10 protein-coding genes are annotated in these 13,832 nt (G+C 74.8%); 7 read left to right on the forward strand and 3 right to left on the reverse strand.

All coding sequences use genetic code 11. The annotated features are described in order from the left end of the window. Nucleotides 1-39: 39 nt before the first annotated feature. The 6 genes from ACI2LW_RS05295 to ACI2LW_RS05320 all read left to right on the forward strand — a co-directional run bounded on the left by ACI2LW_RS05295 (nt 40) and on the right by ACI2LW_RS05320 (nt 8,370). Nucleotides 40-930 carry a YbhN family protein gene (locus ACI2LW_RS05295; RefSeq protein ID WP_404729962.1) on the forward strand — a complete coding sequence of 297 codons (891 nt, stop codon included), beginning with the start codon at nt 40-42 and terminating at the stop codon, nt 928-930. Nucleotides 931-1,118: 188 nt separating this feature from the next. Beyond that, a complete protein-coding gene (locus ACI2LW_RS05300) occupies nt 1,119-1,883 on the forward strand; it encodes a crotonase/enoyl-CoA hydratase family protein (protein WP_404729782.1) in 765 nt (254 codons plus the stop codon). A gap of 360 nt (nt 1,884-2,243) precedes the next feature. After that, nucleotides 2,244-3,347, forward strand: a complete 1,104-nt coding sequence (locus ACI2LW_RS05305; protein ID WP_404729783.1) for a mechanosensitive ion channel family protein — start codon at nt 2,244-2,246, stop codon at nt 3,345-3,347. Nucleotides 3,348-3,669: 322 nt separating this feature from the next. Further along, the gene (locus ACI2LW_RS05310; RefSeq protein ID WP_404729784.1) at nt 3,670-5,889 is read left to right on the forward strand and encodes an NADP-dependent isocitrate dehydrogenase; all 2,220 of its coding nucleotides are present in this window, start codon (nt 3,670-3,672) and stop codon (nt 5,887-5,889) included. Between the two features lie 232 nt (nt 5,890-6,121). Beyond that, complete coding sequence (locus tag ACI2LW_RS05315; RefSeq protein ID WP_404729785.1) at nt 6,122-6,919, forward strand: N-formylglutamate amidohydrolase; 798 nt, start codon at nt 6,122-6,124, stop codon at nt 6,917-6,919. A 56-nt stretch (nt 6,920-6,975) separates the two neighbouring features. Next, the gene (locus ACI2LW_RS05320) at nt 6,976-8,370 is read left to right on the forward strand and encodes a cytochrome P450 (RefSeq protein WP_404729786.1); all 1,395 of its coding nucleotides are present in this window, start codon (nt 6,976-6,978) and stop codon (nt 8,368-8,370) included. 30 nt (nt 8,371-8,400) lie between these two features. Here the strand turns inward: ACI2LW_RS05320 and ACI2LW_RS05325 are convergent, their stop codons facing one another. From ACI2LW_RS05325 to ACI2LW_RS05335, 3 genes are read right to left on the reverse strand one after another with little or no spacing between them, the layout of a single operon-like run. Continuing rightward, nucleotides 8,401-8,874: a hypothetical protein gene (locus ACI2LW_RS05325; RefSeq protein WP_404729787.1), complete on the reverse strand. Its 474-nt coding sequence runs from the start codon at nt 8,872-8,874 to the stop codon at nt 8,401-8,403. After that, nucleotides 8,871-9,470: an RNA polymerase sigma factor gene (locus ACI2LW_RS05330; protein ID WP_404729788.1), complete on the reverse strand. Its 600-nt coding sequence runs from the start codon at nt 9,468-9,470 to the stop codon at nt 8,871-8,873. Before ACI2LW_RS05330 ends, ACI2LW_RS05325 begins: the two co-directional genes overlap by 4 nt. Nucleotides 9,471-9,505: 35 nt before the next feature. Beyond that, nucleotides 9,506-10,939 carry a S8/S53 family peptidase gene (locus ACI2LW_RS05335; protein WP_404729789.1) on the reverse strand — a complete coding sequence of 478 codons (1,434 nt, stop codon included), beginning with the start codon at nt 10,937-10,939 and terminating at the stop codon, nt 9,506-9,508. A 160-nt stretch (nt 10,940-11,099) separates the two neighbouring features. Between ACI2LW_RS05335 and ACI2LW_RS05340 the strand changes: the two genes are divergently transcribed. Beyond that, complete coding sequence (locus ACI2LW_RS05340; protein WP_404729963.1) at nt 11,100-13,664, forward strand: CHAT domain-containing protein; 2,565 nt, start codon at nt 11,100-11,102, stop codon at nt 13,662-13,664. Nucleotides 13,665-13,832: the final 168 nt, after the last annotated feature.

Below are 13,832 nucleotides of genomic sequence, written 5' to 3' on the forward strand. Positions count from 1 at the left end.
CGGCGCCTTCCCGTGCGCCGCGTCCTGTGCCTGGTGCCGATGCTGCTCGTCGCGGTGGCCGCGGTGCGCCACCACGCGGTGCTGGCCGAGGGCTTCGTCCGGCTGCGCGGGGCCGAGTGGCCCTGGCTGCTGGCGGCGGCCGGCGCCACCTGCCTGACCTGGGTGGCCGCGGCCGCGGCCCGGCAGGGCGCCGTCACCGAGCGGCTGCCGGGGCGGCGCCTGCTGGCCACGCAGTTCGCCGCGGGCGCCGCCAACCACCTGCTGCCCACGGGGCTCGGCGCGGGAGCGGTCAACCTGCGGTTCCTCACCGTGTGCGGCGTAGCCCTCGCCCGGTCCTCGGCCGCGCTCGCGCTGTACCTGCTGGCGGAGGGCGTCGCCCGGCTGGCGCTGCTGGGCGCCCTGCTGCTCGCCTTCCCGGACGCGCTGCGGCTCGGCGTCCTGCTGCCGTCGGGCGCGGGCGGGCCGCTGCTGCTCGCCGCGGGCGCGGTCGTCGTCCTGGCGGCCGGAACGGTGGCGGGCGTGCGGCGGTTGCGGACGGCCGTGTGCTCCTTCCTGCGCACCGCCCTGGGCGAGGCCCGCTCGGTGCACCGCCGTCCCGCGCGGGCGCTGGCGCTGTGGGGCGGGGCGCTGGCCTTCCCCGCGCTCCAGGCAACCGCGTGGATCGCGGTGGGGCGGGCGCTGGGGCTGCCGGTGCCGCCCGCGCACATGGCGCTGGCGTATCTGGCCGCGACCGTCGCCGTGGCGCTGGTGCCCACGCCCGGGGGGCTCGGCTCGGTGGAGGCGGCGCTCGTCGTCGCCCTGGTCGCGGCGGGCGGTGCCGCGGGCCCGGCCACGGCGGTGGTCCTGGCCTACCGGATCATCTCCGTGTGGCTGCCGCTGCTGCCCGGGGCGCTGACGCTGGGCGCGCTGGTACGGCTGAAGGTGATCTGAGCCGCCGAAGACGCCCTGAGCCGATCGAGGTGACCCTCAAGGTGACCTGAGCCGCTCAAGGTGATCCGCGCCGGTCGGCGGGCGGGGCGGCCGAGCCGCACGGTGCGGTGCGGTGCGGTGCGGTGCGGTGACCGGGGGGGTAACCTGCCGGTCCGCCCACGGTCCCGCACACCCGAGGAGCCGTCACCATGCCGGTCCGGATCGAACGCCAGGGACACGTCTCGACGGTCGTCCTCTCCCGTCCCGAGGCCCGCAACGCGGTGGACGGCCCTACGGCGGCCGAACTCGCCCGCGCCTTCCGCGAGTTCGAGGCGGACGAGGACGCCAGGGTGGCGGTGCTGTGGGGGGAGGGCGGCACCTTCTGCGCGGGCGCGGACCTGAAGGCGGCCGGCACCGAGCGGGGCAACCAGGTGGCGCCGGACGGCGACGGCCCGATGGGGCCGACCCGCATGCGGCTGTCCAAGCCGGTGATCGCGGCGGTGGCGGGGCACGCCGTGGCCGGGGGCCTGGAGCTGGCGCTGTGGTGCGATCTGCGGGTGGCCGAGGAGGACGCCGTGTTCGGGGTGTTCTGCCGCCGCTGGGGCGTTCCGCTGATCGACGGTGGCACGGTCCGCCTCCCCCGGCTGATCGGGACCGGCCGCGCGCTCGACATGATCCTCACCGGGCGCCCGGTCCCGGCCCCGGAGGCGTACGCCATGGGGCTCGTGAACCGTGTGGTGCCCACCGGGCGCGCCCGCGCGGAGGCGGAGGAACTGGCCGCGGCCATCGCCCGGTTCCCGCAGGACTGCCTGCGCTCGGACCGGGCCTCGGTGCTCGAGCAGGAGGGGCTGGACGAGGCGGCGGCGCTGCGCGGCGAACTCCGGCACGGCATGGGCGTACTGGCCGAAGGCCTGAAGGGCGCCGCCCGCTTCGCGGCGGGCGCGGGCAGGCACGGGTCGTTCACGGACGACTGACATTCCGTCACGGCCGGCCGCACGACCGGTGTTGCGCACCGCACGCCCGGTCCGTACCGCCGGCCCGGTGTCCCGCACCGCACGCCCGGCAGCCGCGGTGCACCGCACACGCTCCCCTGCCGATGCCCTGCCCGGCCGTCCGCCGTGCCCGCGGGGCGTCCGGAATGGGGCGCACGGACCTGCCGCCGGTGCGAACTGCCCTGCTGGATACGGCAGGATGAGCGCTCGTGCCGGAGACGGCCAGCGGGCCGGCCGGCACATGGGCACATTCCGGAATCGAGCAGGTGACAACGTGACGCAACTTCACATCCGGCCGTCGGCGGCGCCGTACGCCGCAGTACGTCTGTCCGGAGGTGACCGGTGAACCGCGCCGTCACCCTGGACGATCTCATCCTGGCGGGCATCGCCGTGGCCGCGGGGCTGGCTGCCGCGTTCCTCTCCCGCACCCTGCTGCGCTGGCTGGCCAAGCACGCCAAGCGCACCCGCTGGAGCGGCGACGACGTCGTCGTGGACGCGCTGCGCGGTGTGGTGCCATGGGCGGCGATCGCGGGCGGCGCGGCCTCGGCCGCCGCGGTGCTGCCGCTGACACGGACGGTCCAGCACCACGTCAACCAGACCCTGACCGTGCTGCTCATCTTCGTGGTCACGGTCTCGGCGGCGGGGGTGATCGCCGGTCTGGTGCGGACGGTGACGCAGTCCCGTTCCGGAGTCGCCGGATCCGCCACCATTTTCGTCAACATCACCCGGATCCTGGTCCTCGCGATCGGTTTCCTGGTGGTGCTGCAGACCCTCGGCATCTCGATAGCGCCGCTGCTCACCGCCCTGGGCGTGGGCGGCCTGGCGGTCGCGCTGGCGCTTCAGGACACCCTCGCCAACCTGTTCGCGGGCGTCCACATCCTCGCCTCCAAGACCGTCCAGCCCGGCGACTACATCCGGCTGAGCACCGGTGAGGAGGGCTATGTGGAGGACATCAACTGGCGTCAGACGACCGTGCGCCAGCTCTCCAACAACCTGGTCGTCATCCCCAACGGGCAGCTCGCCAAGACCAACATGACCAACTTCACCCGGCCCGAGCAGCAGTTGACGGTCCTGGTGCAGGTGGGCGTCGGCTACGACAGCGACCTGGAGCAGGTGGAGCGGGTGACCACGGAGGTCGTCGCGGAGGTGATGACCGAGATCACCGGCGCCGTCCCCGAGCACGAGCCGGCCGTCCGCTTCCACACCTTCGGCGACTCCCGGATCGGCTTCACCGTCATCCTGGGCGTCGGCGAGTTCAGCGACCAGTACCGGATCAAGCACGAGTTCATCAAGCGCCTGCACCGCCGCTACCGGGAGGAGGGCATCCGCATCCCGGCGCCCGCCCGGACGGTCGCCCTCCAGCAGGGCCAGGTGGTGATACCGCAACCGCGGTTCGCTGACGACGCGCTCGCCGAGCACGGGCCCGCGGACGCCGCGCGGGGCTGAACCGCGCCACGGCCGACGGTCCGGGGGCCCGGGGGCTGGTCCCGGGCCCCCGGTCCCGTGCCGCGCCGGTCCCAGGGCCGCCCGTCCGAGGCCGCCGGCGGGCGGAGGAGATCCCGCACGCCGGCGGCCGTCCCGGCCGTTCCCGCCGGCTCCGCCGGTTCCGCCGTGCCGGCCCTCCCTCCACGAGCACCGCGGGCGCATCCCGGATGCATGAGCACGGCACCCGGGCGGGAGGAGCCGGCACCGGACCCGGGTCGAGTCCGGGTCGGCCACGAGATATCTTGATGTCGAGCAATGTTGCAGACGTGGAGCGGAGCACCCGGTGACTGACTCGACCATCATCTACACACACACTGACGAGGCCCCGGCCCTGGCGACGTATTCCTTCCTGCCGGTGGTCCAGGCGTACGCCTCGCAGGCGGGTGTCTCCGTGGAGACCCGGGACATCTCGCTGGCCGGGCGCATCATCGCCGCGTTCCCGGAGTACCTGAACGAGGACCAGCGCATCCCCGACGCGCTCTCCGAGCTGGGCGAGCTGGCCAAGCGGCCCGAGGCCAACATCATCAAGCTGCCCAACATCTCGGCGTCCATCCCGCAGCTCAAGGCCGCGATCGCCGAGCTCCAGGGCAAGGGCTACGCGCTGCCGGACTACCCGGACGACCCCAAGACCGACGAGGAGCGCGAGATCCGCGCCCGCTACGACAAGATCAAGGGCTCCGCGGTGAACCCGGTCCTGCGCGAGGGCAACTCCGACCGCCGCGCCCCCGCCTCGGTGAAGAACTACGCCAAGACCCACCCGCACCGCATGGGCGCCTGGAGCCGCGACTCGAAGACGAACGTGGCGACCATGGGCGTGGACGACTTCCGCTCCACCGAGAAGTCCGCCGTGATCGCCGAGGACGGCACCCTGCGCATCGAGCTGCTCGGCGACGACGGCTCCACCACCGTGCTGCGCGAGTCGGTGCCCGTGCTCGCCGGTGAGGTCGTCGACGCCTCGGTGATGCGGGTCGCCGCGCTGCGCGAGTTCCTCACGGCGCAGGTCGCCCGCGCCAAGGCCGAGGACGTGCTGTTCTCGGTGCACCTGAAGGCGACGATGATGAAGGTCTCCGATCCGATCATCTTCGGTCACGTGGTGCGCGCCTTCTTCCCGAAGACGTTCGCGAAGTACGGCGAGACGTTCGCGTCGGCCGGTCTGACCCCGAACGACGGCCTCGGCGGCATCTTCAAGGGCCTGGAGAACCTGCCGAACGGCGACGAGATCAAGGCCTCCTTCGACGCCGAGCTGGCCGAGGGCCCCGACCTCGCCATGGTCGACTCCGACAAGGGCATCACCAACCTGCACGTCCCCTCCGACGTGATCGTCGACGCCTCCATGCCGGCGATGATCCGCACCTCGGGCCACATGTGGGGCCCGGACGGGCAGGAGCACGACACGCTCGCCGTCCTGCCGGACTCCAGCTACGCCGGCGTGTACCAGGCCGTCATCGACGACTGCCGGGCCAACGGCGCCTACGACCCCTCCACCATGGGCTCCGTCCCGAACGTCGGCCTCATGGCGCAGAAGGCCGAGGAGTACGGCAGCCACGACAAGACCTTCGAGATCCCCACCACCGGCACGGTGCGCCTGGTCGACCAGGCCGGCAACGCCGTCCTCGAGCAGACCGTGTCCGCCGGTGACATCTTCCGCGCCTGCCAGACCAAGGACGCCCCGATCAGGGACTGGGTCAAGCTGGCCGTCAACCGCGCCCGCGCCACCGGCGACCCGGCGGTGTTCTGGCTGGACGAGGGCCGCGCCCACGACGCCCAGCTGATCGCCAAGGTGAAGCAGTACCTGCCGGAGCACGACACCGAGGGCCTGGACATCCGGATCCTGTCCCCGCAGGAGGCCACCAAGCTGTCGGTGGAGCGCATCCGCCGCGGCGAGAACACCATCTCCGTCACCGGCAACGTGCTGCGCGACTACCTCACCGACCTGTTCCCGATCCTGGAGCTGGGCACCAGCGCCAAGATGCTGTCGGTGGTCCCGCTGATGGCGGGCGGCGGCCTGTTCGAGACGGGCGCCGGCGGCTCGGCCCCCAAGCACGTCCAGCAGCTGATCAAGGAGAACTACCTGCGCTGGGACTCGCTGGGCGAGTTCTTCGCCCTGGTGCCCTCCCTGGAGCAGTACGCCGCGACCACGGGCAACACCCGCGCCAAGGTGCTGGCCGACACGCTCGACCGGGCCACGGCGACCTTCCTCAACGAGGACAAGTCCCCCACCCGCCGCCTCGGCGGCATCGACAACCGCGGCAGCCACTTCTACCTGTCCCTGTACTGGGCGCAGGAGCTGGCCCGGCAGACCGACGACGCCGACCTCGCCAAGGCCTTCGCGCCGCTGGCCGAGACCCTCGCCGCCAATGAGCAGAAGATCGTCGAGGAGCTCATCGCCGTCCAGGGCAAGCCGGCCGACATCGGCGGCTACTACCAGCCGGACCCGGCCAAGGCCGCCGCGGTCATGCGCCCGTCGGCGACCTGGAACGCGGCGCTCGCGTCCCTGAGCTGACCGGCTCGCAGGCGTTCCCGGGGCGGTCACCGGACGGCCGGTGACCGCCCCGGGCCGCGCTCCGGCCCCCTCGCCCCGCTCGGCCCCGCCCGGCACACCGCCCGGCGGGGCCGAGCCGTTCCGCGACCTCCCGGCCTCCGGGGGCGTTGTCAGTGGTGTGCGGCAGGATCGGCAGCGGGTCGGTCCACCGGACCGCCGGCCCGCCACCGTTCCCGGAAGACAGGAGCACCACGTGCCCGACACCGCACCGTCCTTCGAACTGCTGCCCGGCGCCGCCGACTCGCCGGTGATCCTGCACGTGCCGCACTCGGCACGGTCGATACCGGCCGCCGTCCGGGCCGGCATCGTGCTGGACGACGCGGAGCTCGGCCGGGAGCTGGACCACATCACCGACGCGCACACCGCGGACATCGCGGAGGCGGCCGCCGGGTCGGCCGCCCTGACCCCCTGGCGGTTCGTCAACCGGCTGTCGCGGCTGGTCGTCGACCCGGAGCGGTTCCCGGACGAGCGGGAGGAGATGCTCGCGGCCGGCATGGGCGCGGTGTACACCCGTACCACGCACCGCGGTGAGCTGCGGCCGGCGGACACCGACCCGGCGCCGCTGCTGGAGCGGTACTTCCACCCGTACGCCCGCGCCATGACCGAGGCCGTGGGGGACCGGCTCGCGGCCACCGGGCGGGCCGTGGTGATCGACGTGCACTCCTACCCGGCCGACGCCCTGCCCTACGAACTGCACGGCACCGGCCCCCGGCCGCCGGTGTGCCTGGGCACCGACGCCTTCCACACGCCGCCGGACCTGGCCGAGCTCGCCCGCAAGGCGTTCGCGGAGTACGGGGAGACGGGCCTGGACAGCCCGTTCAGCGGGACGTACGTGCCGCTGGAGTACTACCGGCGGGACGCGCGGGTCGGCGCGCTGATGGTGGAGATACGCCGCGACACCTATATGAGCGAACCGGGCGGACCGGCGGGCCCCGGACTGGCCCGGGCGGCGGCGGCGCTGGCCGCGCTCGTCGACGGCGTCGGCGGCTGACTCCGCCTGGAGCACTCCGGCGCGACAAGCGGCACGGACGCGGCGAAGGTGGACCCATGACGCAGGAGATCACCACGCCGCCACCCGACCGGACGGTGCCCTCCGACGACCGGACGGTGAAGCTCCCGGACGACCGGACGGTAGAACTCCTGGACGGCCGGACGGTGGACATCCTGGACGGCCGGACGGTGTCACAGCCGCACGACCGGACGGTGTCACGGCCGGACGGCGGGACCACCGCGCCCGCCGGCGACCGGCCCGCACTGCCACCGGTGCGCGACTGGCCCGCGCTCGACCTGGAGGGCACGGAGTTCGACCCGGTGCTCGCCGAGCTGATGCGCGAGGGCCCGGTCAGCCGTATCCGCCTGCCGTACGGCGAGGGGTGGGCGTGGCTGGTCACCCGGTACGACGACGTCAAGCTGGTCACCAACGACCCGCGTTTCAGCCGCGCGGAGGTGACCCGCCGTCAGGTGACCCGGCTGGCCCCGCACTTCAAGCCGCGTCCGGGTTCCCTCGCGTGGGCCGACCAGCCCGACCACAACCGGCTGCGCAAGCCGGTCTCCGCCGCCTTCACCGTCGGCGCGATGAAGCGGCTCAGGCCCCGGGCGCAGGAGATCCTCGACGGGCTGGTGGACGGCCTGCGGGCCGAGGGGCCGCCGGCCGACCTGGTCGAGCGGGTGCTCGAGCCGTTCCCGCTGGCCGTGGTCAGCGAGGTGATGGGGGTGCCGGTGGCCGACCGGGAGCGGGTGCACACCTGGACCCGGCAGATCATCTCCCTGTGCGGTGGCGCCGAGGCCGCCGACCGCGCCAAGGAGGGCATGTACGGGTGGATCGCGGCCACCGTGCGCGCCCGCCGGGACAGCACCGCGCAGGACGTGCTCTCGCTGCTCGGAGCCGCCGTCGGGCGGGGCGGGATCAGCGAGGAGGAGGCGGTGGGCCTCGCCGGGCCGCTGCAGATCGGCGGGGAGGCCGTCACCCACAACTGCGGCCAGATCTTCTACCTGCTGCTCACCCGCTCCGAGCTGATGACGCGGATGCGGGAGCGGCCCGAGGCGCGCGGCCCCGTCCTGGACGAGCTGCTGCGCCACATTCCGCACCGCAGCACGGTGGGCCTGGCCCGGATCGCCCTGGAGGACGTCGAACTGCACGGGGTGCGCATCGCCGCGGGCGATCCGGTCTACGTCTCCTATCTGGCCGCCAACCGCGACCCCGGGGTCTTCCCGGACCCGGACCGCATCGACCCGGACCGCGACCCCAACCCCCACCTGTCGTTCGGCAACGGACCGCACTACTGCACCGGGGCCGTGCTCGCCCGCCTGCAGACCGAGCTGCTGGTCGGCACCCTGCTCGACCGCCTGCCCGGCCTGCGTCTGGCGGTGCCGCCCGCCGAGGTCGCCTGGCGCCGCAGGACGATGATCCGCGGCCCGCGGACCCTGCCCGTCACCTGGTAGCGCCCGGCCCCCGCGGACCGGCCGGTCCGGTCAGGTCCGGAGCCACTCCGTGACCACCACCCCGTCCTCCGTGTGCAGGCGCAGCGCGAACGGTCCGGCGGGGGGCTCGGGCGCGCTGAAGCGGCCGAGTTCGTCGGTGGTGAGCGCGGGGCCGCGCTGCGGGCCGCGCAGCACCTCGACACGGGTCCGCCGCGGCGGCAGCACCTGCCCCATCAGCCCGTCCTCGGACACCTCCACGTCCACGGTGAGTTCGCCGGCCTGGAAGGTCAGCATCCGCGGGACGTCCACGGCGCCGCGCACCGGGATCGCGTCGAGCAGCGAGTCGAAGGTCAGCTCGGCGATCCGCGCGTCCAGGTCGTGCAGCGCGTAGGCCTCGACGGCCAGGTGCAGCAGGCCGTCCGGCACCGGGTCCAGCACGGCGACCGCCTGCCGCAGTTCCTCCTCCAGCAGACCGTCCTCGAACGTCCCGTCGTCGTCCTGAGCGCTGTGGTCGTCGTCGCTCACGCTGTCCCCCGTGCGTCGAGTCGGGCGCGCAGCCGCCGCAGGCAGCGCTGGCGCAGTGGTCCGATACTGCCCACGGCGACCCCCAGCGCGGCGGACACCTCCTGGTAACTGGGCGGCGGCGAGGCCATCAGCACCCGCAGCAGCCGGCGGCAGCGCTCGCCGAGCGCCTCGAACTCCTGCCACAGCCGCCGGATCCGCTCGCTCTGCGCCGCGGCCTCCTCCGAGTCCAGCAGCGACTGCTCGGGCGTGCCGTCCTCGCTGACCCGGTCCAGCAGCTGCGGATCGTCCGTCACGGTCAGCCGGCTCAGGCTCCGCAGCGTCCTCAGGCACTCGTTGCGCGCGGTGCTGGCCAGCCACGACCCCGCCTTCTCGGGCTCTCGGATCCGCCCGAGGTGCTGGGCGAAGCGGAACCAGACGGTCTGGTAGACCTCGTGCCCGTCGGCGTCGGAGAGCCGGTGGGCGCGCACCACGGACCACACCAGCGGACTGAGCCCCTCCACCAGCGACTTCCAGGCCGCCGCGTCGCCGTCGACGGCGGACTGGACGAGCACGCCGACATCTGCACGATCCACGACCTCACCCCTCGTGTACGGCATGTCATGGTACGCCGTGGAGGGGGCTGCTCCGGCCCTCATGCCGGGGCGAACCGCTCGACCGGGACCGGGCTCCAGGTGGGCGGACGCAGCGCCGGGACGTGCGCCCCGCGCACTTCCGCGTACCCGGTGTTCGCCCGGAGCAGTTTCCGCCGTGCCGCGCGCGGGTCGCGCTCCTTGTGCGCCGTCATGTGCGCGGCCACCATGCCCGCGGCCAGCGGGGTGGCGAACGAGGTTCCGCTCCAGTGCGCGTACCCCTCGAACATCACCTGGTCCGGCTTGCCCGGGGCGCCGTCCTGACCCTCGCTCAGCACGCCGGTGTGGCGCGGGCTCTGGCAGGTGCAGGCGTAGGTGAAGCCGAACCGGCAGGCGTCGTACGTGGAGTGCTGGTAGACGTACGGCACGGGCGCCCGGAAGCCGGTGAGGACGCCGGTGAGCCGCTCGCCGGGGGCGTACGCCTTGACCCAGGCGCCGTGGTTGCTGAAGCAGGCGCCGTGTTCGCCGTCGCCGCGCAGCGCGCCCACGGACAGCACGGACTCGGCGTAGCCGGGCAGGTCGGCGTAGGCGGCGGGCCAGAAGGGGGTGGCGCTGGCGTTGTTGCCGGCGGCGGCCACCAGCAGGGTGCCGCGGGAGCGCAGTTCCCGCATGAAGGCGTCCAAGCCGAGCAGGCCGTCGGTGCGGCCGTTGGAGGTGCCGGCGGACAGGCTGATGATGTCGGGCCAGCCGCCGGCGTCGACGGCCTCGAAGAGCCTGTGCCCGAAGTCGGACTCCAGGACGGCTCCCGCGTCGTTGAGGGTGCCCTTGACGGTGATGTCGGTGTTGGGCGCGACGGCGGCGAGGAGCCCGGCGATGAACGTGCCGTGGCCGGCGTACTGCCGCAGGACGCCCTGCTCGTCGGTCTCCCCGGCCTGGACGTCGCCCTCGGTGTGGGCGAGCAGCGGTACCGCGCGGTAGTCGTGCGTCAGGCCGTTGTCGACGACCATGACGCCGACCGCGGTGTCCGCGTCGTAGGCGGCGTCCGCGGGCGCCGGGTTGGTGCCCGCGGTGAGCGGGGCCGGCACGGGTTCGTCGCCCGGGCAGGCGTTGACCGCGATGGACACCACGTGGTTGCGGCTGACCAGCCGGCGCCCGGCGCGTCCCTCGTGCTCGCGCAGGGCGCGCATCGCGTGCGCGACGGCTGGGTCGCCGGTGCGGTCGCCCTGTCCCGGGTCGCCGACCCGGATGCGGGTGATGCCGGTGCGGTTGGTCTCCGGGCTCGCCCGGCGTACGTGGTCGGCGGTCAGTCCGGGCGCCTGCGTGAAGTGGGTGCGCACGGTGTCCTCGACGAGCCGCGCCTCCTCTCCGTCGCGGGCGAGGACGACGCCCTTCTCGTAGAAGAACTCGGCCGAGTCGTCCGGGCCCATCGCCAGCGGGACGTCGGGCATCGAGCGCTGGATCTGGTCGAACTGCTCGTGGAAGCGGCGAGGTGCCATGGCGTGTCCTCCCGGTCGGGGGCGTGGTCGTCAGTCAGAGCCGTGGGGCCGTCACTTGATACAGCGCCGAACCTCCGGCACGCGGTTCCGGGGCCCGCGGCGGACCACTACCATCCGACGGGTGACGGCGGGAGACGACTCGGTCCAGGAACTGCTGCCGATGGTGTTCGCCGCCCCCGGCGAGGCCGTGGCGCGGGCCCGGGGGCTGCTGGAGAGCGGCCCGCCGCCGTTGCACGCCTCCGTGGCGCACCAGGTCATCGGCATCTGGCAGCGGGACTTCGGCGATCTGCGGCTGGCGCTGTGGCATCTGCGGCGGTCCCGGGACCTGGCGGCGCGGGCGGAGTCGGCCGAGCGGGAGGCCGACGTACTGGCCACGCTGGGGGTTGCGTTGGTGCACGCGGGGCGCACGCGGCAGGGGCTGGCGGCGTTCGAGCGCGGGATCGCGCGCAGAACGGGGCACACCCGGGCCCGGGTGCTGTACCGCAGGGCGTACGTGTGGTGGGTGCTGGGCCGGCACCGTGAGGCGCTGGAGGACGTGCGCCGGGCGATCGTGGTGCTGCGGCAGGCCGGTGACGTGATCTGGACGGCGCGGGCGCTGACGCTGCGGGCCACCGTCCATCTGGCGCTGGGGGCGGTGGAGCGGGCCGACGCCGACTTCGGCGCGGCCCAGGCCCTGTGGGACACCACCGACCAGGAGCACGACAAGGCGGACGCGGTGGAGAGCCTGGGCCTGGCGGCCTTCCGGCGGGGCGACATCCCGGCGGCGCTGCGGCTGCTGGACGAGGCCGAGGAACGCTACGCCAAGCTGGGCACGCCCACGTTCATGCTGAACATCCGGCGCTGCGAGGTGCTGATGGCGGCCGGGCTCGCCCCGGAGGCGCTGGCCGAGGCGGACGCGGCGACAGCCGAACTCGACCGTCTGGGCGGTCAGTCCACCCGCAAGGCGGAACTGCTGCTGGCCGCGGCCCGCGCGGCCCGGCTGGCGGACGACCCGCACACGGCGATCGCCCGGGCCGCCGCGGCGGTGCGGCTGTTCGCGGGGCAGCGGCGCAGCTGGTGGGAGGCGCACGCCCGGCTGGTGCTGACCGAGGCCCGGGCCGCGACCGGGCGCCGGTCCGGGCGGCTGGTCGCGGACGCGGCCGCGGTGGCCGCCCGGCTGGCCTCCTTCGGTTCGCCCGCGGCCCCGGAGGCGTCCCTGCTGGCGGGCCGGATCGCGCTGTCCCTGGGGCGGACGGCGGACGCCGAACGGCATCTGGCGGTCGCCGCGCGCAGCCGGCGCGCCGGACCGCCGCTGGCCCGGATGACGGGCTGGGCCGCGCAGGCGCTGCGAGCCCGGGCGGCCGGCTCCGGCCGGGGGGTGCTGGAGGCGTGCCGGCGCGGTCTCGACGTGCTGGACGACCACCGGATGACGCTGGGCGCCTCGGAGCTGCGGGCGCGGGCCACCGCGCAGGGCGCCGAACTGGCCGCGCTGGCCCAGGAGGCGGGCCTGGCCTCCGGCCGGCCGCGGCGGCTGCTGGTGTGGAGCGAACGCTGGCGGGCCACCGTGCTGAGCGCGCCGCCCACCCGGCCGCCGGCCGACCCGGCGCTGCTCAGCGGCCTGACCGCGTTCCGCGAGATCGCCGCCCGCGCGGAGGCGGCCCGCCGCGACGGTCACCCGGTGCCCGCCCTGGAACGGGAGCAGCGGAGGCTGGAGCGGGAGATCCGCTCCCGCACCTTGCATCTGCGCGGCGAGGCGCCCGGCGGCGGCGACCGGTTCGACGTGACGCGGCTGCTGGCGCGGCTCGGCGAGGCGCGGCTGGTCGAACTGGCCGTGCTGGACGGGCGGGTGCACGTGCTGCTGTGCGCCGAGGGGCGGGTGCGGCGCTTCGAGGCGGGGCGGCTCGCGGACGCGGTGACCGAGGCCGAGCATGTGCAGGCCGGGTTGCGGCGGCTGGCCCATCCGGGCGCGGCGGCGCGGCTGCCGCTGGTGGAGGCGGCGGGCCGGCGGCTCGAGGAGCTGCTGCTCGGCCCGGCGGCCCGCCACTTGGGCTCCGGTCCGGTGGTGGTGGTGCCGCCCGGCTCGCTGCACCGGGTGCCGTGGGCGCTGCTGCCGTCGCTGCGGGAGCGGGTGCTGAGCGTGTCGCCGTCGGCGAGCAGCTGGCTGCGCGCCCGGGAGACCGCGCCGCCGCCGGGCGGGCGGCAGGTGCTGGTGCGCGGCCCGGGTCTGGCGACCGGCGGCGCGGAGGTGCCGGAACTCGCCGGCCGCTACGGCGCCCCGACCGTGCTGGAGGGGGCGGGCGCGCAGGTGGCGCGGGTGCTGCGGGAGCTGGACGGGGCCGCGCTCGCGCACATCGCCGCGCACGGCGCCTTCCGCGCGGACAGCCCGCTGTTCTCGTCGCTGACGATGGCCGACGGCCCGATCGTCGTGCACGACTTCGAGCGCCTGGACCGCAGCCCGTACCGGATCATCCTGTCCTGCTGCGACACCGCCCGGTTCGCCTCGGTCGGCGCGGACGAACTCCTCGGCCTGGTCACGGCGTTGCTGCCGCTCGGCACGGCCGGGGTGGTGGCGTGCAGCGCGCCGGTCAACGACGAGGCGGTCGTCCCGCTGATGCTGGCCCTGCACAAGGGCCTCGGCGCGGGGCTGTCCCTCGCCGAGGCCCTGCGCGACGCGCGCGCCGCCCTCCCGGCCGACGCGACGCACCAGGCGACGGGTTGGGCGTTCTCGGCCTTCGGCGCGGCCTGACCCGCCCACGCCCGTACGCGCCCGCGCCGCGGTCGGACTCGGCCCCGGCGCGGGGGCGGGCACGACGCGAGGGCGGGCACGACGCGAGGGCGGGCACGACGCGAGGGCGGGCACGACGCGAGGGCGGGCACGACGCGAGGGCGGGCACGACGCGAGGGCGGGCACGAC

Origin of the sequence: Streptomyces sp. NPDC004065, from assembly GCF_044903565.1 — a bacterium.
In the GTDB taxonomy this organism is placed as follows: Bacteria; Actinomycetota; Actinomycetes; order Streptomycetales; family Streptomycetaceae; genus Streptomyces.